This is a genomic window from Roseixanthobacter glucoisosaccharinicivorans, assembly GCF_043195095.2.
GTDB lineage: Bacteria > Pseudomonadota > Alphaproteobacteria > Rhizobiales > Xanthobacteraceae > NCEH01.
On record NZ_CM195538.1, the window covers coordinates 2,519,809 to 2,545,161 of the forward strand.

The 25,353-nt window shown below is 65.6% G+C and carries 29 protein-coding genes; 17 read left to right on the forward strand and 12 right to left on the reverse strand.

Annotated elements, in window-relative coordinates:
- Positions 1–5: 5 nt before the first annotated feature.
- The 11 genes from fliR to flgF all read right to left on the reverse strand — a co-directional run bounded on the left by fliR (position 6) and on the right by flgF (position 10,459).
- Positions 6–761 carry a flagellar biosynthesis protein FliR gene (gene fliR / locus V5F78_RS11465; protein WP_394067985.1) on the reverse strand — a complete coding sequence of 252 codons (756 nt, stop codon included), beginning with the start codon at positions 759–761 and terminating at the stop codon, positions 6–8.
- Positions 758–2,845, reverse strand: coding sequence for a flagellar biosynthesis protein FlhA (gene flhA / locus V5F78_RS11470; RefSeq protein WP_394067983.1), 2,088 nt, complete (start codon positions 2,843–2,845; stop codon positions 758–760). The genes fliR and flhA overlap by 4 nt, the downstream gene beginning before the upstream one ends.
- A 75-nt stretch (positions 2,846–2,920) precedes the next feature.
- Positions 2,921–3,187 carry a flagellar biosynthesis protein FliQ gene (fliQ, locus tag V5F78_RS11475; RefSeq protein WP_394067981.1) on the reverse strand — a complete coding sequence of 89 codons (267 nt, stop codon included), beginning with the start codon at positions 3,185–3,187 and terminating at the stop codon, positions 2,921–2,923.
- 1 nt (position 3,188) lies between these two features.
- Entirely contained in the window at positions 3,189–3,602 is a 414-nt protein-coding gene (gene flgD / locus V5F78_RS11480; RefSeq protein ID WP_394067980.1) for a flagellar hook assembly protein FlgD, read from the reverse strand.
- 75 nt (positions 3,603–3,677) lie between these two features.
- Positions 3,678–4,094, reverse strand: coding sequence for a flagellar biosynthesis repressor FlbT (gene flbT, locus V5F78_RS11485; protein ID WP_394067978.1), 417 nt, complete (start codon positions 4,092–4,094; stop codon positions 3,678–3,680).
- Entirely contained in the window at positions 4,091–4,438 is a 348-nt protein-coding gene (gene flaF, locus V5F78_RS11490) for a flagellar biosynthesis regulator FlaF (protein ID WP_394067976.1), read from the reverse strand. The genes flbT and flaF overlap by 4 nt, the downstream gene beginning before the upstream one ends.
- A 19-nt stretch (positions 4,439–4,457) precedes the next feature.
- A complete protein-coding gene (locus V5F78_RS11495; protein WP_394067974.1) occupies positions 4,458–5,507 on the reverse strand; it encodes a flagellar hook-associated family protein in 1,050 nt (349 codons plus the stop codon).
- A gap of 5 nt (positions 5,508–5,512) precedes the next feature.
- Complete coding sequence (gene flgK, locus V5F78_RS11500; RefSeq protein ID WP_394067972.1) at positions 5,513–6,970, reverse strand: flagellar hook-associated protein FlgK; 1,458 nt, start codon at positions 6,968–6,970, stop codon at positions 5,513–5,515.
- A gap of 37 nt (positions 6,971–7,007) precedes the next feature.
- Positions 7,008–8,267: a flagellar hook protein FlgE gene (locus V5F78_RS11505; RefSeq protein ID WP_394067970.1), complete on the reverse strand. Its 1,260-nt coding sequence runs from the start codon at positions 8,265–8,267 to the stop codon at positions 7,008–7,010.
- Positions 8,268–8,373: 106 nt separating this feature from the next.
- Entirely contained in the window at positions 8,374–9,696 is a 1,323-nt protein-coding gene (gene fliI / locus V5F78_RS11510; protein ID WP_394067968.1) for a flagellar protein export ATPase FliI, read from the reverse strand.
- Between the two features lie 40 nt (positions 9,697–9,736).
- Positions 9,737–10,459, reverse strand: a complete 723-nt coding sequence (flgF, locus tag V5F78_RS11515) for a flagellar basal-body rod protein FlgF (protein WP_394067966.1) — start codon at positions 10,457–10,459, stop codon at positions 9,737–9,739.
- 251 nt (positions 10,460–10,710) lie between these two features.
- On the opposite strand from flgF, the gene motA reads away from it, so the two are divergent.
- The 17 genes from motA to fliP all read left to right on the forward strand — a co-directional run bounded on the left by motA (position 10,711) and on the right by fliP (position 22,805).
- On the forward strand, positions 10,711–11,601 hold the full coding sequence (gene motA / locus V5F78_RS11520; protein WP_394042701.1) for a flagellar motor stator protein MotA: 891 nt from the start codon (positions 10,711–10,713) through the stop codon (positions 11,599–11,601).
- Between the two features lie 2 nt (positions 11,602–11,603).
- On the forward strand, positions 11,604–12,530 hold the full coding sequence (locus V5F78_RS11525; RefSeq protein WP_394067965.1) for a flagellar motor switch protein FliM: 927 nt from the start codon (positions 11,604–11,606) through the stop codon (positions 12,528–12,530).
- Positions 12,511–12,837, forward strand: a complete 327-nt coding sequence (locus V5F78_RS11530; protein WP_394067963.1) for a hypothetical protein — start codon at positions 12,511–12,513, stop codon at positions 12,835–12,837. Before V5F78_RS11525 ends, V5F78_RS11530 begins: the two co-directional genes overlap by 20 nt.
- A 58-nt stretch (positions 12,838–12,895) precedes the next feature.
- Positions 12,896–13,270: a flagellar motor switch protein FliN gene (gene fliN / locus V5F78_RS11535; protein ID WP_394067961.1), complete on the forward strand. Its 375-nt coding sequence runs from the start codon at positions 12,896–12,898 to the stop codon at positions 13,268–13,270.
- A gap of 12 nt (positions 13,271–13,282) precedes the next feature.
- Positions 13,283–14,317, forward strand: coding sequence for a flagellar motor switch protein FliG (locus tag V5F78_RS11540; protein WP_394067959.1), 1,035 nt, complete (start codon positions 13,283–13,285; stop codon positions 14,315–14,317).
- Positions 14,318–14,328: 11 nt separating this feature from the next.
- Positions 14,329–15,405 (forward strand): flagellar biosynthesis protein FlhB, encoded by a 1,077-nt coding sequence (gene flhB, locus V5F78_RS11545; protein WP_394067957.1) that lies wholly within the window; start codon positions 14,329–14,331, stop codon positions 15,403–15,405.
- Entirely contained in the window at positions 15,392–15,850 is a 459-nt protein-coding gene (locus V5F78_RS11550; RefSeq protein ID WP_394067955.1) for a BspJ family T4SS effector nucleomodulin, read from the forward strand. Before flhB ends, V5F78_RS11550 begins: the two co-directional genes overlap by 14 nt.
- A gap of 74 nt (positions 15,851–15,924) precedes the next feature.
- Positions 15,925–16,305 carry a flagellar basal body rod protein FlgB gene (gene flgB / locus V5F78_RS11555; RefSeq protein ID WP_394067954.1) on the forward strand — a complete coding sequence of 127 codons (381 nt, stop codon included), beginning with the start codon at positions 15,925–15,927 and terminating at the stop codon, positions 16,303–16,305.
- A 2-nt stretch (positions 16,306–16,307) separates the two neighbouring features.
- Positions 16,308–16,736 carry a flagellar basal body rod protein FlgC gene (gene flgC, locus V5F78_RS11560; RefSeq protein WP_394067952.1) on the forward strand — a complete coding sequence of 143 codons (429 nt, stop codon included), beginning with the start codon at positions 16,308–16,310 and terminating at the stop codon, positions 16,734–16,736.
- Positions 16,737–16,738: 2 nt separating this feature from the next.
- Positions 16,739–17,083 carry a flagellar hook-basal body complex protein FliE gene (fliE, locus tag V5F78_RS11565; protein ID WP_394067951.1) on the forward strand — a complete coding sequence of 115 codons (345 nt, stop codon included), beginning with the start codon at positions 16,739–16,741 and terminating at the stop codon, positions 17,081–17,083.
- 9 nt (positions 17,084–17,092) lie between these two features.
- Positions 17,093–17,881 carry a flagellar basal-body rod protein FlgG gene (flgG, locus tag V5F78_RS11570; protein WP_394067949.1) on the forward strand — a complete coding sequence of 263 codons (789 nt, stop codon included), beginning with the start codon at positions 17,093–17,095 and terminating at the stop codon, positions 17,879–17,881.
- A gap of 17 nt (positions 17,882–17,898) precedes the next feature.
- Positions 17,899–18,558: a flagellar basal body P-ring formation chaperone FlgA gene (gene flgA, locus V5F78_RS11575; protein WP_394067948.1), complete on the forward strand. Its 660-nt coding sequence runs from the start codon at positions 17,899–17,901 to the stop codon at positions 18,556–18,558.
- Positions 18,555–19,703: a flagellar basal body P-ring protein FlgI gene (flgI, locus tag V5F78_RS11580; protein WP_394067947.1), complete on the forward strand. Its 1,149-nt coding sequence runs from the start codon at positions 18,555–18,557 to the stop codon at positions 19,701–19,703. The genes flgA and flgI overlap by 4 nt, the downstream gene beginning before the upstream one ends.
- A 293-nt stretch (positions 19,704–19,996) precedes the next feature.
- On the forward strand, positions 19,997–20,722 hold the full coding sequence (locus tag V5F78_RS11585) for a MotE family protein (RefSeq protein WP_394067945.1): 726 nt from the start codon (positions 19,997–19,999) through the stop codon (positions 20,720–20,722).
- Positions 20,723–20,733: 11 nt separating this feature from the next.
- Positions 20,734–21,471, forward strand: coding sequence for a flagellar basal body L-ring protein FlgH (locus V5F78_RS11590; protein WP_394068500.1), 738 nt, complete (start codon positions 20,734–20,736; stop codon positions 21,469–21,471).
- 18 nt (positions 21,472–21,489) lie between these two features.
- The gene (locus tag V5F78_RS11595) at positions 21,490–22,002 is read left to right on the forward strand and encodes a flagellar basal body-associated FliL family protein (protein WP_394067944.1); all 513 of its coding nucleotides are present in this window, start codon (positions 21,490–21,492) and stop codon (positions 22,000–22,002) included.
- The gene (gene fliP, locus V5F78_RS11600; RefSeq protein ID WP_394067942.1) at positions 21,999–22,805 is read left to right on the forward strand and encodes a flagellar type III secretion system pore protein FliP; all 807 of its coding nucleotides are present in this window, start codon (positions 21,999–22,001) and stop codon (positions 22,803–22,805) included. Before V5F78_RS11595 ends, fliP begins: the two co-directional genes overlap by 4 nt.
- 858 nt (positions 22,806–23,663) lie before the next feature.
- On the opposite strand, the gene V5F78_RS11605 is transcribed toward fliP, so the two are convergent.
- On the reverse strand, positions 23,664–25,340 hold the full coding sequence (locus V5F78_RS11605) for a methyl-accepting chemotaxis protein (protein ID WP_394067940.1): 1,677 nt from the start codon (positions 25,338–25,340) through the stop codon (positions 23,664–23,666).
- Positions 25,341–25,353 lie beyond the last annotated feature (13 nt).

The following is a 25,353-nucleotide window of genomic DNA, read 5'->3' on the forward strand; positions in this document are numbered from 1 at the left end:
CTCCCCTACCCGGCCGCCAGCCACTGGCTGAACGCCAACATGAACCCGGCGAGCAATTGATCCACGATCGCATAAAGCAGCAGCATGCCGCCCGCGGTGATGAACGGCGTCGCGATGAAATAGACCGGAAGCTGAGGGGTGAACTTATTGGTGATGCCCACCGCGAAATTGACGATGATGGAATAGACGATGAACGGGCTCGCGATCCGCAGCGCCAGCAGGAAGGCGGCGGTGAGCTGGTCCACCACGTCGCTCAACCCCAGGCGGGCCGTGAAAACGGTGCCAGGCGGAAGGCGGCGATAGCTCTCGAAAAGCGCGCGAACCAGCTCGAGATGCTGGTCGCTGAGGAACAGCAATATCGTTGCGCTGAACGCAAACAGGGTGGCGATGGGCGGCAGGGCCTCATCGTCCTCGATCATCGTCCCGGCCATGGAGGCAAGGCCGATCGCCTGGGCAATGGCGCTGGCCATGGATTGCAGGGCGAGGAAGAAGATGCGCGCCAGCAGGCCGATCATGGCGCCTGTGGCACTTTCCGATGCAATCGCGCCCAGCAGGGTGAAGGTTCCCGCATCGCGGGCGAAGGCCTCCACGCTCGGCTGGAGCAGCGGCACGAAGGCCAGCGACAGGCCGATGGCCAGGAATAGGCGGAACTGGGGGGAGAGATGGCGCCCGCCGACGCCGGGCATCAGCATCAGGCATCCGCCGATGCGGCAGAAGATGAGGAACGCCGAGATCACGCCCTCGGCGGCCAGGGCATTCACGAAATGGTCCCGAGGGACTGCACCTCCACCCCGCGCGCGATCTCCACATGGGACAGCACAGGCAGCGCGGGGAACATGCGCTCGATGATCATGCGCACATAGGGGCGCGCGTCCGGGGCGGTGACCAGCGCGAACGGCCGGCCCTCGCGCAGATGCTCGCGCACCGAGGCGGCGGCCTCTATGCCGAACTGCTCCACCAGGCGCGGGTCGATGTCGAATTCCACCACGTCGCCCTTGGCGTCGCGCTTCAGACTCTGATGGAAGGTGAGATCCCACTTGCCGCCCAGCCGCAGCACGCGCAGCACACCGCCTTCGGCGAGATCGCCGCAGATCTGCTGCGCCATGCGCATGCGCACATGCTCGGCCACCTGCTCGGAACGGCGGGCGTGGGGCACGATCTCGGCGATGGCTTCCAGGATCAGATGCAGGTTGCGGATCGAGACCCGCTCCGCAAGCAGCAGCTTCAACACCGCCTGGAGCCCGGAATAGGAGATCTGGGCCGGGCACATGTCCTCGATCAGGCGCTTATATTCCGGATCGAGCCGGTCGAGCAGGTTGCGCATATCCTTGTAGGAGAGGAGCTGCGGCAGGTTGTTGGCGATCACCTCGCTGAGATGGGTCAGGATCACGCTGATATTGTCGATGGGCGAGAAGCCCTCGCGCTTCACTTCGCCGGCATAGGCCTCGGGGATCCACATCGCCTTCATGCCGAAGGCCGGCTCGCGCGTGTCGTCGCCTGGCACATCCGGCCGCGCGCCGTCGCCCAGCACCACCAGCAGTTCGCCGATGCGCATCTCCTGCGAGGACACGACGGTGCCATGGATGCGGATCTGGTAGTTCTTGGCCGGAACGCTCAGGCTTTCGGTCATGCGGATGTCGGGCACCACGAAGCCGTAGCGCAGCGCGAACTTGCGGCGCATCTTGGCGATGCGGTTCTGCACCTCCACCGGCAGGCGCAGCACCTGGCCTGACAGCTGCTTGCCGATGCCGACCTCGATCTCCGCCGTGCGCAGGGATTCCTTCACCGAATTTTGGACGTCGCGTGCCGCCTGCTCCTCGTTCTCCTGCTGCTTGGCCTCTTCCACGGCCCGCTTGCGCGCGAGCTTGCGAGGGATCGCATAGCCGACGAACGCCATCGTCCCGCCCAGCAGCGCAAACGGGACAAAGGGCAGACCGGGCATGATGGCGAGGCCGAACATCAGGCCGGCGGAGACGAACAGCGCCCGCGGATAGGCGCCGAGCTGCCCGAGCACCGCGACTTCCGCGCGGCCGCGCGTGCCGCCCTTCGAAACCAGGAGGCCGGCGGAGAGCGAGACGATCAGCGCCGGAATCTGCGACACCAACCCATCGCCCACCGAGAGGCGGGTGTAGATGTCCGCCGCCTCAGAGAGCGGCAGGCCGTGGCGCGTCACGCCGATGATGATGCCGCCGAAGATGTTGACGGCGATCGTGATCAGGCTCGCCACCGCCTCGCCGCGCACGAATTTCGAAGCGCCGTCCATGGAGCCGAAGAAGGCGCTCTCCTCCTCCAGCTCGGACCGCCGCAGCTGGGCTTCCTTGTCGGTGATGAGGCCGGCGTTGAGATCGGCGTCGATCGCCATCTGCTTGCCGGGAATGGCATCGAGGGTGAAGCGCGCGCCGACTTCCGCGATGCGGGTCGCGCCCTTGGTGATGACCAGGAAATTCACCGTCACCAGGATCATGAACACCACGATGCCGATGACGAAATCGCCGCCCATGACGAGCTGCGAGAAGCCGTGGATGATATGGCCAGCCGAATTCACCCCATCGGAGCCGTGGGCGAGGATGAGGCGCGTCGTCGCCACCCCGAGCGCGAGGCGCAGGATGGTCGCGAGCAGCAGCACGGTGGGAAAGGCCGAGAAGTCGAGCGGCTTCTGAATCCACAGCCCGACCATGAGGATCAGCACCGCCAGCGCGATGGAGAGCGCGAGCCCGATGTCGATCAGGAACGGCGGGACAGGGACGAACAGGATCGCCAGGATCGTGACGATGCCGATGGCAAAGCCGATATCGCGCCGTGACTGCGGCGGCACCGCTGCAATTCCCACCCGAACATCCGACATCGTCTGGCGCCCCTCCCCCGAGGCGAGCTTGGCGCGTCCGGCTGCCGGGCAGTCCGGGCGGCGTGCGAAGGTTTTTTAAAATCCCGTGGCGATCCGGCCGTAGATGCCTTCCGTGAAGGCGAGGATCTGCGAGCCCATGAAGGACGCGGTGAGCGCGGCCACCACGAGCACCGCGATAATCTTGGGAATGAAGGTCAGCGTGACCTCCTGGATCTGCGTCAGCGCCTGAAGCAAAGCGATGACGATGCCGACCAGCATCGCGGCCGCGACCGCAGGGCCGGCGGCGACGATGATGGTCCAGATCGCGGCATGGACCACGTCCAGCGCATCGGCCTGGTTCATGTCAGGACAGCGTGACGCCGGCGCCGAGGGCGAGGGTCGCACCGTTGGAGAGCGTCGCCACCGGACCTGCGGAGGTGATCTGCACCGAGGCCACCTGGCCGCTTACGGAGCCATCCGCCGAAGTTACCGTGCGGCCGAGCGCCCGGTCGGCGGTCTGGAGCGCGGTGGCGGAAAGGAGGGAATCGAGCTTGGTGTTGCTCGCCACGCTCTGTTCCACCTGCGAGAAGGACGCCAGCTGCGACATGTAGGCGGTGGAATCCATCGGCGAGGTCGGGTCCTGATTCTTCAGCTGGGCAACCAGGAGCTGGAGAAAGGCATTGTAGTCCACGCTCGCCGGCTTGCCGGCGGAGGTGGAAGACGTGCTGGCTGTCTGGCTGGTGCTCGCGGAGCCCTGAAGGCCGGAAATCGCTGTCATTTGGGATCCTCCTGCCCCTTCAATGCCCCATGAAGGTTGCGCGAGGCCGACTCCCGCGTGAGGCCGACTCCCGCCTCAGGCGGCGCGCGGCGGCAAGGCGCCTCGCCCGAGGATCTCGTCCTCGATGGGAAACAGGGCCCGCAAGGCCCGAAGCGCCTCGAAGGTGCGCCCGCCCTCCATCAGCTGGGCGATCCCGTCGAGCGCCAGCAGCACGGTCGGGTTCGAGAACGAACCGAACAGGGACGCCAGCTGCTGGAAGAACAACGTGCGCGCGGTGGCGGCATTGACCGGATCCACCAGGATGGCCTGGGCGACGAAATAGAGCTGCCGCAGCGGCGTCGTGGTGTCTTCCACCTGCATGACGTGGCTCTCCAGCAGGAAGGTCACGTCGTTCAGCAATTCCACGGTGACCTTTCGGTCCACCCGCAGCACGGCGCCATTGATGTAGATCTTTTCTCCCGGCCGCAGGCTGATCTGCATCGTCTTGCTCATCTCAGCCCGTCCCGGATGGTCCGGTTGATGTCGATCAGCCCGGCGAAATTCTGCGAGCGATCCTGCACGATCTGGTCGGCTTCCTTCAGCATCCACAGGCCGATGGAAATGAGGTTCGCGCGCAGCGCTTCGGCGAGCTCGTTGTTGGGATTGGCCAAATCGCGGATCAGGAACGCCCACAGCCGCTGGAGATATTCCAGCGCCGCGGTCGCCTCGCGCGAATTGGGGCCGGCGCTTTCGGCCACCGTCAGCAGCTCGATCGCATGGTCGAGCGCCATGCGCTCGCGCTCGCGCGTGACGGCGCCCGATTCCTCGAAGATCTCGTCATATGAAAACCGATACATCGCGCCCTCCTCCGGCTGCTTAGACGTAATTGAGAATGCTCAGCTGCATGAGCTTGGCGGTAGTGGCGTAGGACATCTGGAGCTGCGTCGTCAGCGTATCCATGCGTGTCTTGGCTTCCGCCGGATCCACCCCTTCCAGGGCGGAGATCTGGGCCTGCGTCGCGCCCACCACGCGGATCATGCTCTCATTCGAGGTGGCGACGCGCTGCTCGGTGACGCCGAGCGCTGCCTGGGTGTCCGTGACGCCGGAAACCGCCGCGCCCACGATGATGCGCGCCTTGTCGAGCACCACCTGGAGCGTGCTGGCCGACATGCGGCCGATGCCGAGTTCGCCCACCATGGCATAGGCCTTGGCGAGATCGCGCATCGGCTGGGTGTTGGCATTGGTGGACACCGTCGCCCGCTCGGTCTGCGAGATCCGGCTGGTGAGATTCTCGCTGGAGGCGGACGACCAGGAAGCGCCCCAAGCGGGATCGGCGAACAGGGACGCAAACTCAGTGTCGAGGAAGCTCGACATGTCGGCGGGCGCGATGTTCGCGATCTTCGGATCATTCTGCGGATCGGTGGGATCAAGCCCGAACTTGGCGGCGAATACGGCGTTAAGGGCCGTTTTCGGCGTGCTGCCGTAATCGGCCACCGGCTTCACCGCACTGTTGACGCCGGCGAAGATGAAGCGCTTGCCGTCGCTGGTGTTCAGCGTCGCGGTGAGGGCGCTCATGGAGGTTTTTCCGTGCGCCTCCAACGAAGCCGCGCCGCCGGACGTATCGGGCACCGACATCAGGTTCTGGAGAAAGCTGTTCGCGGTGTCGGCCACGTCGGTCAGCGCGTTCTGGGTCAGGCTGAGCTGGTTCGTGGTCAGGGCATTGCCGTCGATCAGCGATTGGACCGCGGTTTCCTTGATGTGCAGATCCACGCTGCGGCCGGTGGTGATGCCCAGCGTCAGCCCGACGTCCGCGTGGCGGCCGGTCGCGATCTCCGTGTTCACCTTGGAGATGTCCGATTGCAGCTTCGGCAGCGTGTTCAGCGCGGTGTTCGTCCACGAGAGCGTGGAGATGTAGGAGCTCATCATCTCAGTCACCTGATGGCCGCGAAGAGGGAATCATAAAGCTGCCCGATCACGCCGATCAGCTTCGAGGAGGCCTGGTAGCTGCGTTCCAGCTCCAGCTGGGCGGCATATTCCTGGTCGAGATTGATGCCGGTGACCGTGGAGAGCGCATTGGAGGCCTGGGACAGCACGGCGCGCGCGCTGTCGGAGGCGGCGGACGCGCCCTGTCGCTGCGCCTCCAGCCAGCTCACCGAGGCGGCGGCAAAGGTCGCAAGGTCGGTGCCGGACGAGAGCTGCCCGGCGGGATCGAAGGTCCGCGCCGCTTCGAGCGTCGTCACGGTCGCGTGCAGACGGGCGCCGTATGCGGCGGAGGCCGTGGTGTTGGCGACATAGGCGGCGCCATTGGCGCCGCCGTCCCGCAGCAGGGCGGGGCTGCCGCCGAGCGTCGGTTCGAACGCCGGATTGACCGCGATGGTGCCGGCAAGGCCGGGCGTGAGCGCACCGGGTACGCCCGCCGAGCCAGCGGTGAAAAGGCCGGGCAGCGTCGGCGCACCGCCGCCGGTCTGGTCGCTCTCGGCGAACGTCGTCACAAGGCCGCGCGCGATCTCGTCCAGCTGGTTCTGATAGGTGACGGTGAGGGAATCGCGCACCCGCGTGAAGCCGGCGATCTCGCCGCTCTGCAACGGCATGGCCGCCGACGGGCCGCTGACCGAAACCCCATCCACGAACACCGAATTGCCGGTGGTCGCGGCATCGAAGACCGGCGTGGACTTGAACGAGACGGCGCGGGCCGTGGTTTCGAACAAAGTGGCGCCGCTGTCGGTGTAGACCACCATGTCATTATAGGCGCGGGTCACCGTCGTGACGCCCATCTTCTCCGCGATCTTGGAGAGGATCGCATCGCGCTTGTCGAGCGCGTCGGTCACGTCGGTGCCATTCTCGGTGCCGACCACCACTGCCGTATTCTGCGCCTGGAACTGGCTGAGCAGGTCGTTCACCTGGCTCACGGCGTCGGCGATCTTGCTGTCCGCGGTGCCGCGCAATTCCTGCACCGTCGCGGTTGCCGCATTAAGGCCGACGGCAACATCCTTAGCCGCCGTCACCACCGCCGTGGCGAGGGTCGAATTGTCCGGCGCGTTGGCATAGGTGTTCAGCGCATTGTCGAGCACGCCAAGCTTGGCCGCCGGCGAAGTGGTGTCCGTGGTATCGCCCACCGTCAGCTTCAGCTGTCCGAGCCCGAGCAGGATCGCCTGCTGTCCTGCGCTGGCGGAAGTGGCGCCGAGCGTGCGCTCATAGAGCAGATTGTCGCTCGCGCGCGCGATGTTGACGACACGCGCCGACCCGTCCGCCGTGGTGGTGGTGACGGTGATCTTGCGCGAAGCCGCGGGATCTCCCGCGCCCGCCACGTTGCGGGCGGACGTGGAAATCTGCGTCGCCGTGGTGAGCAGCGAAGACTGCGCGGTATTGAAAGCCGTCGTCAGGCTCATAACGCACTCGCAGGGTCAGGAGGAAAAAGAAATACGCTCACCGCTTCAGGTTCATCAGCACATCGAGCAATTCCGTGCCGGTCTGGAACACCTTGGAGTTGGCCGTATAGTCGCGCTGTGCGACGATCATCTTGGTCAACTCCGAGGCCATGTCGACGTTGGACTGCTCGGTGGCGCCTGAAATCACGCTGCCGACCCCGGCGGTCTCGGCGAAACCGACCTGCGCCGCCCCCGATTCCTGGTTGGCGATGAAGGCGTTGCCGGCCACCGGCGTGAGATGGTCCGGGCTCTCCACGGTCGCCAGGGGAATCTTGAAGATGGCGGATTGGCGCCCGTTGGAATCGGTGGCGTAGACCGTGCCGTCCTTATTGATGGTGACGCCGGAGACCGAGCTTGGCGCATTGCCGTTCACGCTCGCCGTCAGCGGCGTGTAATTGGCGGCAAGCTGGGTCATGCCGCTCATGTCGATGGCCAGGGTCTGGCCGCCGGGCACCCCGAGGCTGATCGACCCGCCGGACGCAAGATTGCCATAGCTGTCGAAGGTCAGCGTCTGGGTGGCCAAGGCGGCGCTGGAATAGGGGAAATTGCCGGTCGCCGGAGCATCCGCCTGGTTGAACACGGCGACTTCCCAGGTGGCGGGCGCTGCCGCGGTCTTGCTCATATAGAGGTCGAGCGTCACCTGGTTGCCCACATTGTCATAGGCCACCAGAGAGGACTTCTGGCTGAACGAAGATGCGGCGGCATTGGCGCCCGCGGTCGGCGCCGCGACCACCGCCGCGTTGGACGGCAGATTGGCCGCGAACAAGCCGGCGGTGGACGGATTGGCGGCGAGCTTGGTGTTCTGCAGATTGATCGGCGCAAGGCCGCCGGCGCCGTTCAGCACCACGTTCGGGCTCTTGCCGTCCGCGATGTCGTAGCCCATCAGCGTCAGGCCGGCACTGTTGGTGAGGTTGCCGGTCGCGGCATCCACCTGGAACCCGCCGGCGCGCGTCAGCAGCGTCTGGCCTGAAGGGTCCTGCACCATGAAGAAGCCGTTGCCCTGCACCGCAAGATCCGTGGAGGAGCCGGAATAGGACAGGTTCCCCTGCTTGCTGACCGCGTGGCGCACATCGGTGACCACCGATCCCGACTCGTAGGAAGAACTGTCGGTCTGGAGCAGAAGAGACGAGAATTCCGTGGAAGAACTCTTGTATCCGGCGGTACCGGAATTGGCGATATTGTCCGAAACGGTGCTCAGCAGGTTCGACTGGGCATTCATTCCGGACACGCTCGTGCGCAGCATTCCATAAAGGCTCATGTATCTCTGTCCTCGGTTTGGCGCGACGCCGGAACGGCCAGGGTTTGCTTTGGGTCCACCCTTCCGGCCATCTGATCAAAGTTAGCTTGTGTGAAACTGCCGGGCCTCAGCCCTGGATCGCCTCGGCCAGCTCGCGGAACGGGTCGATGCTGGGCGGGGAATGGGGGTCCTGGCGCAGGCAATCGTAGATGCGGGGCACCAGTTCCACCGCCCGGTCGAGGTCGAGATCGCTGCCGGGCTGATAGCCACCCATGAGCCTCAGGTCGCGGGTGTCCTCGAACCGCGCGATCATGCCCTTGAGCTTCTGCACCAGGTCCCGCTCCGGGCGCGTCCAGACCAGGTCGGCGAGGCGCGAGATGGACCCGAGCACGTTGACGGCGGGAAAGCGGCCCTGATCGGCGATCGCGCGGTCGAGCACGATATGTCCGTCGAGCGTTCCGCGAATGGCATCGGCGATTGGGTCATTGTGGTCATCGCCGTCCACCAGCACCGAGAACACCCCGGAAATGCTTCCGGCGCCCTGCGGGCCGGGGCCGGCGCGCTCCAGCAGCTTCGGCAAGGTGGAAAACACGCTCGGCGCATAGCCCCGCGCCACCGCCGGTTCGCCGGCGGCAAGGGCCACGTCGCGCGCCGCATGGGCGTAGCGGGTGACGGAATCCACGATCAGCAGAACGGACTCGCCGCGATCGCGAAAATATTCCGCAATGCCCAGCGCCGCCTGGGGCGCGAGGCGCCGCATCATGGGGCTCTCGTCGCTGGTGGAGACCACCACCACCGCCTTGTCGCGATTGGGCGCCAAGGGGCCTTCGAGAAATTCGCGCACCTCGCGGCCGCGCTCGCCCACCAGGGCGACCACCACCGTATCGAAGCCGGGACAGCCGGCAAACATGGAGAGCAGGGTCGATTTCCCAACCCCTGAGCCGGCGAAGATACCGATGCGCTGGCCCTCGCAGATGGGGGTGAAGATGTCGATCACCCGCACCCCCGTGCGCAGCGGCTTTTCGATTCGGTTGCGGCTCATGGCGGCGGGTGGCTCGGCATCGAGCGGCATGCGCGTCGCGCCCCGGGTCAGCGGCCCGCGTGCGTCGAGCGGCACGCCGAGGGCGTTCACCACCCGCCCTTTCCAACTGGCGTTCGGGGCAAGGGTGAGCGGCCCGATCCGATAGGCGGTGGCGCCGACGCCGATGCTGGCACGCTCGTCGAACGGCTTCACCACGGCGCCCGCATCGTCCACGCGCACCACTTCGCCGATGCGCATGCGCCCGTCCACGTCGATGCCGACACGCTCGCCGAGCTTCACCAGATGCGAGAGGCCGCAGACGCGGAAATGGGTGGGCGCCACCTCGCGCACGACGCCGCCGACACGCACCGGCGGGCTGTCCTCCAGGCCGGATTCCAATGTGGCGCGCAGCTTCAGCAGGGCGTTCATATCAAGCTCTCCGCGCACGGACGGACCAAAGCGCAGGCGATCATGTCGGGCCAAGGGTGCGGATGGCCGAATCGGTGCCGCTTTCGCTCTGCTGGATGGCCGTCGCCGCTTGCTCAAAGGCACGCTGCACCATGATGAGCCGCGTCATCTCCATGATGGGATCGACGTTCGATCCCTCGATATAGCCTTGGGCCACCTTGTTATGGGTGAAATCGCGCACGGGTTCTGTCGGACCGTCCGGGATGACCGTGGAATTTTCGCCACGCGTCAGCCTGGCCGAGGCGGGAATCATGAACACGCCGATCGAGCCGACGGTATTGCCGCCCTGGGTGATGCTGCCGTCCGATCCGATGCCAACCGGCCCCGCCGCCGGATTGAGCGTGATGGGGCCGCCGCTATTGTCCAGCACCGGATAATTATTGACCGAGCGAAGCTGACCCTGGTCATCCAGGTGCATGCGCCCGTCGCGGGTATAGGCGGTGCCGTCCGGCCCCTTCACGGCAAGCCAGCCCTCGCCCTGGATCGCCACATCAAGCGGGTTTCCGGTGTAATTCACCGGGCCCGACCGCAGCGAGGTATAGGTCTCGCCGGCCGAAGTGAACGCAACCGAGCGACCGCCCGCCTGCGATACCAGCGTCTCGAAGCGGATGTGCTCGGCGCGAAAACCGGCCGTGTTCGCATTCGCGATATTGTTCGCGACGGTCGCGAGACGACGTTCCGTCGCCATCTGGGCGGAAAGCGCGACATAGGCGCTTGACGACATAAGCTGCCTCCGGGGCGGTTGCGGGCGGCCGGCCGCGGGCAGATGGAGACCGCCGGACCTTCGCGTGAGCCGGACCTTCGCGGGTGAAGCTTGCTTGAGCCTTTGCTGGCCGGCGTGCGCGCTGCACCGCCCCTTCACCGATCGCCCATTCTTTTTCGTGCTTACGGGTTCAACGGGACGCCCCCGCCCACTCCAGCCTCGCGCAATCCACGCGCCGTACCACGGCACAACAGCACAGGAGGAGAAGCGCCTTGGGCGTCCTGATCGGCATCATCCTAGGCCTCGTCGCGACGTTCGGCGGCTTCATGGCCATGGGCGGCCACATTGATGTGGTGTGGCAGCCCTTCGAATACGTCATCATCGGGGGCATCGCCCTCGGCACCTTCATCATCGCCAACCCCATGTCCACCATCAAGGACACCGGAAAGGCCGTGATGCAGGGCGCGATGGGTGTCGCCCCCAAGCGCAAGGACTTCATCGCGCTGCTCGGCCTGCTCTACACGCTGATGCGCGACATGCGCCAGAAGCCGCGCAACGAAGTGGAAGCCCACATCGACAATCCGGGCGAGTCCACGCTGTTCGCGCACTTCCCGACCATCCTGAAGGACAAGGAGCTGACGCAGTTCATCTGCGACTATGCCCGCCTCATCATCATCGGCAACGCCAAGTCGCACGAGATCGAGGGCCTGATGGAGCAGGAAATCTCCACCATCAAGAAGCACAAGACCAAGCCCGCGGGCGCACTGAGCACCGTGGCCGAGGGCCTGCCCGCGCTCGGCATCTGCGCCGCCGTGCTCGGCATCGTGAAGGCCATGGGCGCCATCGACCAGTCGCCGGAGATCCTCGGCCATTACATCGGCTCGGCGCTGATCGGCACCTTCTTCGGCATCTATTCGTCCTACGCGATCCTCGGCCCGCTGGCCAACAAGGTGAAGATCACGCGCGAGAAGCAATGCGCGCCCTTCATCATCGCCAAGCAGACGTTGATCGCCTTCATGAACGGCGCCCTGCCGCCGATCGCCCTGGAACATGGACGCAAGACCATTTCCGCCGGCGACCGGCCGAGCATCGACGAAGTCGAAAGCGAGGTCATCTCCTCGGCGCCGTCCTCTTCCTCCGCGCCCCAACAGCAGGCGGCCTGACCATGAGCGAGCACAAGCACCAAGACATTCGGGACATGTTGCTGGACGCGGCCGGGCTCTCGCTCGACCGCCTGCCGATGCTGCACGTGATCTTCGACCGCATGAGCACGTTCTGCGCCGACAGCCTGCGCACGCTGGCCGCCTCGCAGGCCTATTATTCGCTCTCCAGCGTGGAGAGCGGGCGCATCGGCGACGTGCTGGAAATGTACGAGGGCATGGCGGTTGCCGGCATTTTCCACGCGCCCAGCTGGGACAGCCACATCATCGTCGGCTTCGACCGCGACTTCATCTTCACCATGATGGAAGTGCTGTTCGGCGCCGATGGCTCCGAACCGCCGGTCGACGACGAGCGCAGCTTCTCGAACATCGAGTCGCGCGTGGCGCAATTGCTGTTCGAGCAGATGAGCAAGGTGCTGCGCTCGAGCTTCGCGCCCGTGACCGATACGACCTTCACCTTCGAGCGCCAGGAAACCCGCATGGATTTCGCCGTGATCGGACGGCGCAATAACCTCGCGATCGTGACCAAATTCCTGCTCCAGGCGCTGAACCGCGGGGGCGAGATGTTCGTCGTCATCCCGCAATCGGCCCTAACCCCCATGCGCCAGGCGCTCTCGCGCACCACGTCGGCGGAATCCAGCGGGCGCGATCCCAAATGGACGCAGCAGATCCGTGGCGAGGTCAATCGCACCCAGGTCAAGGTTCGCGCGATCCTGGAGGAGCGGCATTTCCCGCTCGGCGAGATCGCCGAGCTGAAGGTTGGACAGGTCATCAAGCTCCAGGCCACGCCGCGCACGCGCATCAAGCTTGAGAGCAAGGATCAGCCGCTGTTCTGGTGCCACCTCGGCCAGGCGGAAGGCTCCTATGTGCTGCGGGTGGACGACCTCATCAGCCCAGAACAGGAGTTTCTGAATGACCTCTTTCCCCGCTGACCTGCTGCTGCTGGCAGCGCTGCTCGCCACCACGGTCTGCGTGGTGATGGTCCATCGCAAGCTCAAGCGGCTCGACGTGCTGAACGCCGATTACGAGCGCGCGCTGGCGGATACCTCGCGCGCCCTGATCGCGGCGCGCGACGCGCTGGTGACGCTCGACCTCGACGGCAAGGAAACGCTGATCCTGCTCGCCACCCGGATCGACCAGGCGCACGCCCTGATCGACGAAATCGACCGCCGGGACGGTGCACGGCGCCCCGTCAGCGATAACGCGCGCTCGCAGCCCGGCGATACACGCCGCCGGTGAGCACGAAGACTTCAAACCAAGCTAATGCCTCACGCCAATACGCAAAGGGGGAGTTCCCATGGCCAGCCTGCCCGTAGATGAAATGGAATTGAACGATACCGCCGCCAATGCCCAGGACGAGGCGCTTCTGGCGCGCGTGGGTGGCGTGCGCGAGGAAACCCTCGCCAGCGGGCGCGGGCTGGAATCGGTCATGCGCATCCCCGTCCTGCTCCAGGTGGTGCTCGGCTCGGCCTCCATGCCGGTGTCGAACCTGCTGAAGCTCGGCCGCGGCGCCATCGTGCCGCTCGACCATCGGGTGGGCGAGCCGGTGGACGTCGTGGTGAACGGGCGCATCATCGCGCGCGGCGAGGTGATGGTGGTGGAGGACGACAATTCGCGCTTCGGCGTCTCCCTCACCGAGATCGTCGGCCCGAGCGGCCCCGAGACCGCCTGATAAGGCCGCCCGATGCCCAACTCATCCCCCTCCTACGCGGCGAGTAAAAGCCGGCCGCTGCACGGCACCGACAAGGTGGCGGCGCTGCTCATGACCATGGGCGCGCCGGTCGCCAACCGGATCATGAAGCATTTCGAGGCGGACGAGATCAAGCTTGTCACGCGCTCGATCGCCGAGCTGAAGCCGGTCAGCAATGCGCAGATCGAAACCCTGATCGAGGACTTCGCGACCCATTTCGTCGCCGGCGCCAATCTGGTTGGCACCGCCGCGGATGTGGAGCGCCTGCTGACCGGCGTGTTGCCGCCCGAGCAGATCGCCGAGATCATGCTGGAGCTGCGCGGGGCCTCGAACCATACGATCTGGGATCGCATCTCCACGGTCACCGAGAACGTGCTCGCCACCTACATCATGAAGGAGCATCCCCAGACGGCGGCCCTCATGCTGTCCAAGGTGAAGCCGGCCTGCGCCGCCAAGGTGATGGGCTTCATTCCCGAGGATCGCCGCAACGGCATCATGCGGCGCATGCTCACCTTCAAGCCGATCGTCGACAGCACCATGCAGGTCATCGAGAAGACCGTTCATGAAGACTTCATGATGAATTTCTCGCGCAATGCCGGCGCCGATCCGCACGCCCGCATGGCTGACATCATCAACAAGATGGAGCGCGACGACATGGAGACGGTGCTCAACAGCCTCGCCGCCACGCGCCCCAAGTCGGCCGAGATCCTCAAGGGTCTTCTGTTCACCTTCGACGACATCATCAAGCTGACGCCCAAGGCCCGCACCGCTTTGTTCGACCAGGTGCCGAACGACAAGCTGATCCTGGCCCTCAAGGGGACCGATCTGGATTTCCGCGAGATCATCCTGCAATCGCTGGGCGCCCGCGTGCGCCGCATGGTGGAGCAGGAACTTGGCGGCGGCGAGCCGGTGGCCCAGCGCGACGTGCACGATGCCCGCCGCACCATCACCGACCTCGCGCTCGACATGGCCGGGCGCGGCGAAATCGAACTCAACTCCGGCAATGAGGAAGACACCTATGTGCGCTAGGGCGTCGGCCGATGTCTGAAGCCCCGGACAAGGAGAGCCAGACAGAAGAGGCGAGCGAAAAAAAGATCAACGACGCCGTTGAGAAGGGCAATGTGCCGTTTTCGCGCGAAGCGACGCTGTTCGCCTCCCTGGTGGGCATTCTCCTGTGCCTGACGTTCTTCGCATCGAACCCCGTGCGCCGCCTCGCGGACGATCTCGCGCGGTTCATCGACGATCCCGCCGGCTTCCGACTGGAGGAGAGCGGAGACGCTGTGGATCTGCTGATGGGCCTGCTGATGGTGGCGGCGCGCTTTCTCACGCCCATCGTCATCATTCTCGCGCTGGCCGGCGTGGTGGCGACGGTGTTCCAGAACATGCCGCGCGTGGTGCTGGACCGCATCACGCCCAAATGGTCGCGAGTCTCGCCGGTCGCCGGCTGGTCGCGCATCTTCGGCACGCAGGGTCATGTCGAGTTCGGCAAGTCGCTGTTCAAGTTCTTCATCATCGGCCTGATCTGCGCGATCCTGCTCTATTCGCAGCAGTACCAGATGGTGAACGCCATGTTCTCCGATCCGCTGCTGATTCCCTCGGTTGTTCTGTCCTTGTCGACGCACCTGGTCTCGGCGGTGTGCATCGGCACCATCGCCCTGGTGGGGGCGGACCTGGTGTGGGCGCGCTTCCACTGGCGCGCCGATCTGCGCATGTCGCACCAGGAACTGAAGGATGAGTTCAAGCAGGCCGAAGGCGACCCCATGGTGAAGGCGCGCATGCGCGCGCTCGCCCAGCAACGGGCGCGCCAGCGCATGCTGACGAACGTGCCCAAGGCTTCGCTCGTGATCGCCAACCCGACCCATTACGCGATCGCCCTGCAATACGATCGCGCCAAGGGCGGCGCCCCGCTGGTGGTGGCCAAGGGCATGGACCTGATCGCGCTGAAAATTCGCGAGATCGCCGAGCGCAACGACATCCCCGTGATCGAGGACCGGGCGCTTGCCCGCGCCATGTATGACGCGGTCCAGGTCGATCAATGGATACCCAACGAATTCTATCGCCCGGTGGCGAAGATACTTTACTTTATTTATTCGAGGAAATCCAATGCGCCCCGGTGATGGCCCCCACATCCTCGAAATCCAGCACCTGGAGCATGCCGAGGTCGAGCGCTACGAGAAGCTGCTGGCCAATGCCCTCAAGCAGGTCATCACTGAGCTCGCGTTCACCAACGCGGGCCTCATGCTGTCCTATGTCAGCGCGGGACAGGAAAGCATCATCGCCGACATCCTCGCCTCGTCGGCGGAAATGTCGTTGAAGCCGGGCATCCTGCGCTACGCGCATCAGGCCACCAGCTCCGCCGAATGGGGCACCGCGCCGGTGATGAGCCTGAGCCTGGAGCTTCATCACGCCACGCTCAGCGCCTTTTTCCGGCTGGTCTTCGACCAGTTCGCCATCGGCGTGGACATCGATTCGATCCGCTTCGCCCGTGCCGCCGGCACGCCCGAGGAAGACCTCGCGTGCTTTGCGGCGGCGCTGGAAGACATGCGGATCACCAAGCAATAAGCCCGGCCCGGCGATGACCAGCCTGGGGCAAGGTTCTGATCCTAGCTTGCGAACAGGTTATCCGGGAGGTCGGTTTGCAGCCCCTATTTCTGTTCAGCCTCGCATCGCGCCACGCCGAATGGGCGTCGGTGCGTCAGGCCGCCATTTCTGGAAACATCGCCAATGCCAACACGCCCGGCTTCAAGGCCGCCGACGTGGAGCCGTTTACCGCGGTGCTCGACAAGACGCACCTTTCGCTGAACCGCACCTCGGCCCGTCATATGGACGTGGCGGGTGCCGGCGTGCCGACCAGCAAGGTCAACAAGGCCGAAGGCTGGGATATCAGCCATTCCGGCAACACCGTCAGCCTGGAGCAGGAAATGCTCAAGGCGGACGAGGTGAACCGCGCCTTCTCCCTCAACACGAACGTCGTGCGCTCGTTCCAGCGCATGATGCTCGCAAGCGTGAAGACCTGAGCATGTCCGTTCTGTCCCTCGATCCGCTGCGGGCCGCCTCCGGGATCGCCGCGGCCGGCTTGGAAGCCCAGTCGACCCGCCTGCGCATCGCGGCGGAAAATGTCGCCAACGCGCGCTCCACCGGCAACACGCCGGGCGCCGATCCCTATGCACGCAAGACCGTCCAATTCTCGGCCGAACTGGACCGCGCCCTCGGCGCCTCGACGGTTCGCGTCAAATCCCTCGGCCGCGACCGCGCGCCGTTCCAAACCGAATTCGACCCCGGCAATCCGGCCGCAGATGCCTCCGGCCAGGTGAAAATGCCGAACGTGAACACATTGCTTGAAATGGCCGACATGCGCGAGGCGGGCCGCTCCTATGAGGCCAACCTCCAGATGATCAAGCAGGCCCGCTCCATGGTGGCGATGACCATTGATCTCCTGAGGAGTTGAGCATGATCGACGCGGTCAATTTCAGCGCGCTTTCGCGCAGCTCCAGCACCAGCCTCGGCCAGACGCGCACCGACACGCAGATGACGTCGCAATTGACGTCCAAGGTCGCGCCGGGCGCCGCGGCAGCCCCCTCCGATTTCACCGACATGCTCTCGCAGATGTCGTCGAACGCCGTCACCACCCTGAAGCAGGGCGAAAGCGCGGCGATCTCCGGCATCTCCGGCAAGGCCTCGGTTCACCACGTGGTCGAGGCGATCATGTCGGCGGAACAGACCCTGCAAACTGCGATCGCGGTGCGCGACAAGGTTGTCGCCGCCTACCAGGAAATCAGCCGGATGGCGATCTGAGGATAAGACATGCGCGCCCTAGCCATTGCCGCAACCGGAATGTCGGCCCAGCAGACCAATGTGGAGGTGATTGCGAACAATATCGCGAACATCAACACCACGGGGTTCAAGCGCGCCCGCGCCGAATTCTCCGATCTGTTGTATCAGGCCGAACGCGCCCAAGGGGTGCCCAACCAGGATGGCGCGGGGCCGATCCCCGAGGGGGCCCGCATCGGGCTCGGCGTGCGCACGGTCGGCATCCGCAACCTGCACATCCAGGGACCGCTCGCCCAAACCGGCAACCCCCTGGATCTCGCCATCAACGGGCGCGGCTGGTTCGAGGTGACGAGCCCGTCCGGCGAGACGCTCTATACGCGCGCGGGCTCCTTCAACAAGGGACCCGCCGGGCAGCTCGTCACGTCCGACGGCTATGAAGTGATGCCGGCCATCACCTTCCCCGCCAACGCGACCGGCATCGTCGTCAATGATTCCGGGCAGGTCTATGCCCAGATCCCGAACCAGCAGAATCCGCAATTGCTGGGCCAGCTCAGCGTCGCGAATTTCGCCAATGATTCCGGCCTCGACCCCATGGGGAACAATCTCTACCGCGAGACCGCGGCCTCCGGCCAGCCGGTGGTGAGCGTTGCCGGAGACGTCGGGTTCGGCACCATCCACCAGGGCTATCTGGAAGGCTCCAACGTCGATCCGGTGAAGGAAATCACCGAACTGATCTCCGCCCAGCGCGCCTATGAAATGAATTCGAAGGTGATCCAGGCCGCCGACGAAATGGCGAGCACGGTCTCCAAGGGCATTCGCTGACCGTCATGAGGCACCCCATGTCCGCACATCGCCAAGCGCAGGCGCTGCTTCGCGCGTCCCGCACCGAACGTGCGCACATGCGGCGTTTCGGTGGCGTTCCGGCACGCTGCCTCGTGCTCGGCCTGCTCGCGCTGTCCTGCGCCATGCCGGCCGGGCCCGGCCGCGCGCAGACCATATCCGCCATGGCCGCGCAGGCGGAAGCCAGCCGCGAACCCTCGCCTGCGGCACCAAGCGCGGAGGCGGCCCCCGCGCCGCGCGCGTCCGCGCCTGCGGTCGCGGCGAGCGAGGATATTCCCGTGCCGGTTCCCGCCGTAACGATCTTCCCCGGCGACGTCATCACCGCCGGCATGCTCACCGAGCGCATGATGCCGCAATCCGCCGTCGCCCGCTCGGGCACGATGGCCGGAGCGCCGTCGCTGATCGGGAAGGCCGCCCGCCGCCTGCTGGTGGCCGGCCAGCCGATCCCGCTCAATTCCGTTTCCGAGGTTCCCCTCGTCACCAAGGGCACGGCGACCCGGGTGCGCCTGGAAGAAGGTGGCCTCTCCATTTCCGGCTATGCGACCGCGCTGGAATCCGGTGTCGCCGGCGCCGTCGTTCGCCTCAAGAACATGGACAGCGGCCAGACCATCCTCGGCGTCGTGCAGACCGACGGCTCCGTGCGCGTGAGCATGAAATGAAGGACCGGACCCACCTTCGCCCGCCGCTTCGCGGCCTCTTGACTGTCGCCGTCGCCCTCGGGCTGATGCTGGCGGGTGGACTGGCGGGCGCCGATCGCGCTGCAGCCGGCACCCGGATCAAGGACATCTCCAGCATCCAGGGCGTGCGTGACAACCAATTGATCGGCTACGGCCTCGTCATCGGCCTCCAGGGCACGGGCGACACGCTGCGCAACTCCCCGTTCACGGAACAGGCGCTGCAATCCATGCTCGACCGCATGGGCATCAATGTGCAGGGTCTCCAATTGCGGGCCCGTAACATCGCCGCCGTGGCGGTGACGGCCAATCTCCCCGCCTTCGCCGCGATCGGCACCCGCATCGACGTCACCATCGCTTCGCTAGGCGATGCCACCTCGCTGCGCGGCGGCACCTTGCTCGCCACCCCGCTCAGCGGCGCAGATAATCTCGTGTATGCGGTGGCGCAGGGCCAGCTGGTGTCCGGTATCGCCATAACCGGCCAGGCGGAATCCCTCTCCCAGGGCGTCCCCACGGCCGGGCGCATCGCCAATGGTGCCCTGGTGGAGCGCCAGCTCTCCGGTCAGCTGCGCGACCTGCCCGAGATCGTCATTGATCTCAACAATCCCGATTTCAAGACCGCCGCCATGATGGCGGACGTGATCAACGCCTACACCCGCGAACGCTACGGCCGCCCGCTCGCCCGCGAGCGCGACCTGCGCACCGTGGCGGTGCAGCGTCCGCCGCAGGCCAACCCCGCGCGCTTCATCGCCGAACTGGGCGATCTCACGGTCAATCCCGACACCCCGGCGAAAGTGGTGGTGGACCAGCGCACCGGCACCGTTGTGATCGGACGTAACGTGCAGGTCTCCACGTTCGCCGTCACCCAGGGCAATCTCACGGTGCAGGTGCAGGAAACCCCGGTGGTGTCGCAGCCCGCGCCGTTCTCCTATGGCGAGACGGTGGTTGTGCCGCGCACCGACATCACCGCGCAGGAGACCGGCGGCCCGATCGGCATCGTCTCCGGCACCAATCTGCAAACCCTGGTCAACGGGCTCAATCGCTTTGGCCTGAAGCCGAACGATATCATCTCGATCCTGCAGGCGGTGAAGACCTCGGGCGCGCTCCAGGCGGAACTGGTGTTCCAGTAAAGGCCCCCTGACCGTAAAGGGTCACCTGCCCGTAAAGGATCACCTGCCCCCACGGCGGTCAGCGTCGCGCAAGCCACTCCCCCTAGAACGGAATCATGGAGAGAAGCGGGACGTGAGGCGGCGCAAAGCCGCCCGCGCGCAAGAATGGACCACCATTCTGCGGGACCCGCACGACAGCGCGAAAAAGCTGTCTCGGCGACATCCGGCTTTGATCCTGAAACCCGCGCCCTCTGCAGGAGACGGCATCGCCCCGCCGCCGCAGAGCCCGTGCCCGATTGAACGGGAGGATGCTCATGACCGCAACCATGTCCGCTCTGCTTCCATCTGTGCTGATTTTCATGACCGGCCTCGTCACCGGAGCCGCCAGCATCTCGCTGCTGGTCCATGCGCGGATAAAGCGTCTGCGGGACGACAAGCGCTATCTGGTCGAGCTGCTCGACGGCGCGATCCTGATGCGGCGTGATGTGGGCCTGAAGGCCGGACCGATGCGTCAGCGCGCCCTGCCCCTTCTGCTGGTGCTGTGTGCCGCGCTGATCGGCGTCGGCCGCGAAGCCCACGCCCAGAGCGCGCCCGCGGCCAAGCCTGTGGAAGTCGCGGCTGCCGACGCCGGCCGCGAGGACAATGCGATCCAATATTGCCGTGCCATCGTGAACGCCGCATCCGACGCCCGCTTCGCGCGGCAGAAGGAGGCGCTGGCGGCCATGGAAAAGGACATCGAGGCCCGCATCGCCGCGTTGGAAGCCAAGCGCGCGGAATATCAGGACTGGCTGCAGCGGCGCGAAGTGTTCCTGAAGAAAGCCGACGATTCCCTGATTTCCGTCATCTCCCAGATGCGCCCGGATGCCGCCTCCGCGCAGATCTCCGCCATGAGCGAGGAGGCCGCCGCCGCCGTGCTGGCGAAGTTGACCCCTCGGGTGGCAAGCGCGATCCTCAACGAGATGGACCCGCCCCGCGCGGCGCGCCTCACCTCCATCATGGTCGGCCTCGGCCGCCGCACGGTCGACGGACGGGCCAGCTGATGAACCATCTGATGCCGAACCGGCCGCGCATCGCCCGCGTGGCGTCCGCCCTTGGCCTCGCGATCGCGCTGGCCGGCTGCCAGACCACCTATGACAGCCTCGCCTTTGGGCCGGCCCTGACCCCGGTGGGAACCGGGCTCGACACCACGCGCCAGCCGGTGCCCATGGCGTTCCGCCAGCCGGCCCAGCGCAGCTTCAGGTCGACCTGGGACCAGGCCAACGGGCAGAGCATGTATCGCGACCTGCGGGCCTCCAAAGTGGGCGACGTGATCCGCGTGGCGATCGCCATCGACGACAAGGCGCAGTTCGACAATGCGACTGATCGCTCCCGCGATTCCAAGACTAAGCTCGGTGCCGATGCCGCGCTGAACCTCTCGGGTTTCGGCAAGGGCGCCAATGCCGCCGCCGGCTCCGGCAATCTCGATACCAATTCCTCCACCAGCTCCAGCGGCAAGGGCACCATCGACCGCTCGGAAAAGCTGCGCCTGTCGATCGCGGTGGTGGTCACCGAGGTCATGCCGGACGGCAATCTCGTGATCAGCGGCTCGCAGGAGATCCTGGTGAACTACGAGGTACGGGTTCTGAACATCGGCGGCATCGTCAACCCGCTCGACGTCTCCGCGACCAACATCATTCCCTACGACAAGATCGCCGAGGCGCGCATTTCCTACGCCGGACGCGGTCGTCAGACCGATGTGCAGCAGCCCGCCTGGGGCCAGCGCATCTATGACATGGTCGTTCCCTTTTAGGTGGAGAAGACAGAAAAAATGGCCGCCGCTCCCGCCAAGAAAGCCGCCCCGGAGGCCGGGGCCGCCCCCGCCAAGAAAGGCGGCGGCATGATCCTCGCGCTGCTCATCCTCACCGTCCTCGGTGTGGTGATGGGCGGCGGGCTCGGCTATCAGCTCGCCGGCACGGTCGAGAAGGTGGTGGCCGCAAAGCCGCCGGCCGAGCCGGAAAAGAAGCCGGAGCCGCTGGCCTATACCGGCAATCTCTCCTCCCAGGCCCTGAAGCCGGTGGTGGTGAATCTCGCGGCCCCGTCGGGAACCTTCGCGCGCCTTGAATCCACGATCATCTTCAAGACCGGCGCCCTGGCCAATCCGCAACTCACCGCAAGCGAGATTCGCGAAGACATCATGGCCTTTATGCGCACGCTCTCCCTCAGCCAGCTGGAGGGCCCGAGCGCGCTCCAGCACCTGCGCGAGGATCTCAACGAGCGCGCTGGCATCCGCTCCGAAGGCAAGGTGAGCGAACTCGTGCTCGAAACGCTGGTGGTGCAGTGAACCGGCCGCCCCTGCCCGCTTGCGCCCTGCTGCTCGCCGGCGCCCTGCTGCTCGCGGCCGGCCCGGCCACGGCCCAGACCCTCAATCTCGATCAATTGCTGCCCGATAGCGGCGGCGGCAGCACCAGCGGGCGCATCATCCAGATGGTGGCGCTGCTCACCGTTCTTTCGGTGGCGCCGGGCTTGCTCATCATGATGACGAGCTTCACGCGCCTCGCCATCGCCTTGTCGTTCCTGCGGTCCGGCCTCGGCCTGCAATCGACGCCGGCGAATCTGGTGCTGATCAGCCTGTCGCTGTTCATGACCTTCTACATCATGGGCCCGACCTTCGATCGCGCCTGGCAGGAGGGCGTGCGCCCGCTGACCGAACAGAAGATCACCGAGGAGGAAGCAATCACGCGGATCGCCGATCCCTTCCGCGACTTCATGCTCTCCCAGGTGCGCAGCAAGGATCTGCAATTGTTCGCGGATATCGCCCAGGCGAATGCCGAGAAGCCCGACCGCAAGCTCGCCGCCCCGCTGCCCGCCCCGCCGAAGGCGGCCAACGCGCCGGAAGAGAAGATCGACATGCGTATCCTGATCCCGGCCTTCATGATCTCCGAGCTGCGGCGCGGCTTCGAGATCGGCTTCCTGATTGTGCTGCCCTTCCTGATCATCGACATGATCGTGGCGACGCTGGTGATGTCCATGGGCATGATGATGATGCCGCCCTCGGTGATCTCCTTGCCCTTCAAGGTCCTGTTCTTCATCCTGATCGACGGCTGGAACATCCTGGTGAGCGGGCTGGTGCGCTCGTTCTACTGACAGCTCGCCCGAGCGTCCTGCCCGGTCCGCCCTGACAGGCGCTGAAGACGCGCGCCAGGCGCCCACCCTCACCGACCAACCCCGCCCCTCGGCGGGGTTTCTTTTTGGATGGGGTGGTGAGGAGCATCCTCGGTCCTACCGCAGAGGCGACCGCTCTTGAGACCCTGCCAAAGACGCTCCCGGAGGTCCGCGCGTGGCGCCAGCGCCGTCCCTCGCACCCTTTGATCCACGCGCTGGCCCACCGCCCAGGTCGGAAAAAACAAGAGCTGACAACACGCGGATGCGCGGCGAGAGACCTTTCATGGCGAGGCCAGCCGCACGCTCAGCCGCGCACGCTCCGAACCGGGATCCTAATGGAACGGGCTGAAACCGTTCAGGCTTCGCGAGGCTTCGGCCCGCGCCCCCTGATCGCCCGCGCCTTCGGGCCGGAGCAAGGCCGGAACGGGCATAGCCGGAGCGGTAGGTGACGCCGGGTCGGACGAAAATGAGAGCGGGATAAAGGAGTGCCACGACGATCAGCCGGCCGAAAGGCTACCTGCCGCACGCGGCGATCGCGGTCTCCCATGCGGGCCCCCTTGCGCCGGGACATCTCCCGCGCGCCGGCCGGCCCGCGAAACCATCAATCGAAATGGGGCGCTAGGTCCGCGGCGCGGCGGACAACACGGCGGGCTCTCATCGGGCGGGCGGCGCACAATCTGTCGCGGCCGGGGGGGGGGCGCCGCTCGGATCGGGCCTCGCCATGGCGGGCGGCGCGATGGCGGGAGGAACAATGAGGAGAGGAACGGCGGCTTGCGAGGGGATTAAAACGCAACAAGGCGGCGCCACCGGGCGCCGCCTTGAGTCTTGGATGCGCTGCGTTCAGGCGGCGCGCAGGGAGCTGACGAAGCGGCTCACCTCGGTCTCCATGGACTGCGATTGCTCCGACAGGGCCGAGGACAGGCTCATGAGCTGGGTCGCGGCGGAGCCGGTGGAACCGGCGGCCTTTCCGACCTCGGTCATGTTGACGGTCACCTGGCTCGCGCCTTCGGCGGCGCGATGGGTGTTGCCGGCGATTTCGCTGGTGGCGACGCGCTGTTCCTCGATGGCGCTGGAAATGGCGCCCGTCACGTCCCGGATCGAGTTGATGGTGGAGACGATGGAGCTGATCGACGTCACGGTCGCGCCGGTCGCCTCCTGGATCTCGCCGATCTTGGCGGCGATCTCGTCGGTGGCCTTGGCGGTCTGTGCCGCCAGTTCCTTCACCTCGGCGGCGACCACCGCAAAGCCGCGCCCCGCATCTCCCGCACGCGCCGCCTCGATGGTGGCATTGAGGGCAAGCAGATTGGTCTGCTCGGCGATGTCCTTGATCAGGTTTAGCACGCCGCCGATGGAATTGGCGGCCGCCGAAAGGGCCCGGATATTGTCGCTGGTGCGGCTGGCCTCATCGGCGGCGGAATGGGCGATCTTGGAGGAATTGGCCACCTGCTCGCTCACTTCGCGGATCGAGGCGGAAAGCTCCTCGGCGGACGCCGCGACGGTCTGGACGTTGCTGGAGGCACCTTCCGCGGCGCTGGACACAGCATGGGCTTGGCGCGAGGTTTCCTCGGCGCTGGCGGAGAGGCCGCGCGCCGCATCGGCCACCTCGTTGGAGGAGGAGGCGAAGCGTTCGGCAAGGCTGCCCATGGTCTGCTGGAAGGCATTGGCGATGGAATTGCGCTCCGCGATGATCTTCGCGGTCATCTCCTCATCCTTGCGGATTTGCTCGAGGCGCATGCGCTCATTCTCGGCCAGATTGTCGCGGAACACGCTGAGCGCGCGGGCCATCTCGCCGATCTCGTTGGACTTGGTGAGCCCGGAGATCTCGGTCTCCAGCGCACCGCCGGAGATGCGCTTCATGGCTTCCGTGATGTTGGTGAGCGGACGCGTGACGCCGAAGAAGATGAAGCAAATGGCAGCGATGGCGACCGCCGTCGCGGCGCCGCTTGCAACCAACATCGACAACCGGCCATCCGAGAATGCTTTGTCCGCGACATTCGCCGCAACGGCGGAGCTTTCGTTGTTCAGCTTGACATCGGCATTCAGCGGCTCGAGCATTTCATCGAAAGCATCCGAAGATTCCGTCAATAGCTTCGCAACCACCTCCGTGCTTCCGGCTGCTTGAGCTGCGAATAATTTTTCGATGATAGCGCCATATTCAGCATATTTTCGTTCGACACTGTGCCAAATCTCAGTCTCTTCGGGCGAGGAGATCAAGGTTATATAGAGCTTCACGGACTCTTTGACGTCGTTCTGCAACGCGGCGATGCGTTGATCGAGCACCTTGATCTGGTCGGCATTTGCTGTGACCGACCTGCGGATCTGCGCGGCGCGCACACGGGCCATCTCATATTTGATCTCGCCGAGCACCCGCACGCTGGGGAGCCAGTTGGTGGAAATATCCTGGGTTGCGACATTCAGGCGGTTGAGCATGAGCGTACCGATGACCGCCTGCCCCAAGAGACAGACCAGCAGAACGAGCACGGTTCCGATAAGCGAAGTTTTGAGCGTGAGGCGCATGTGTCTCTCCGGG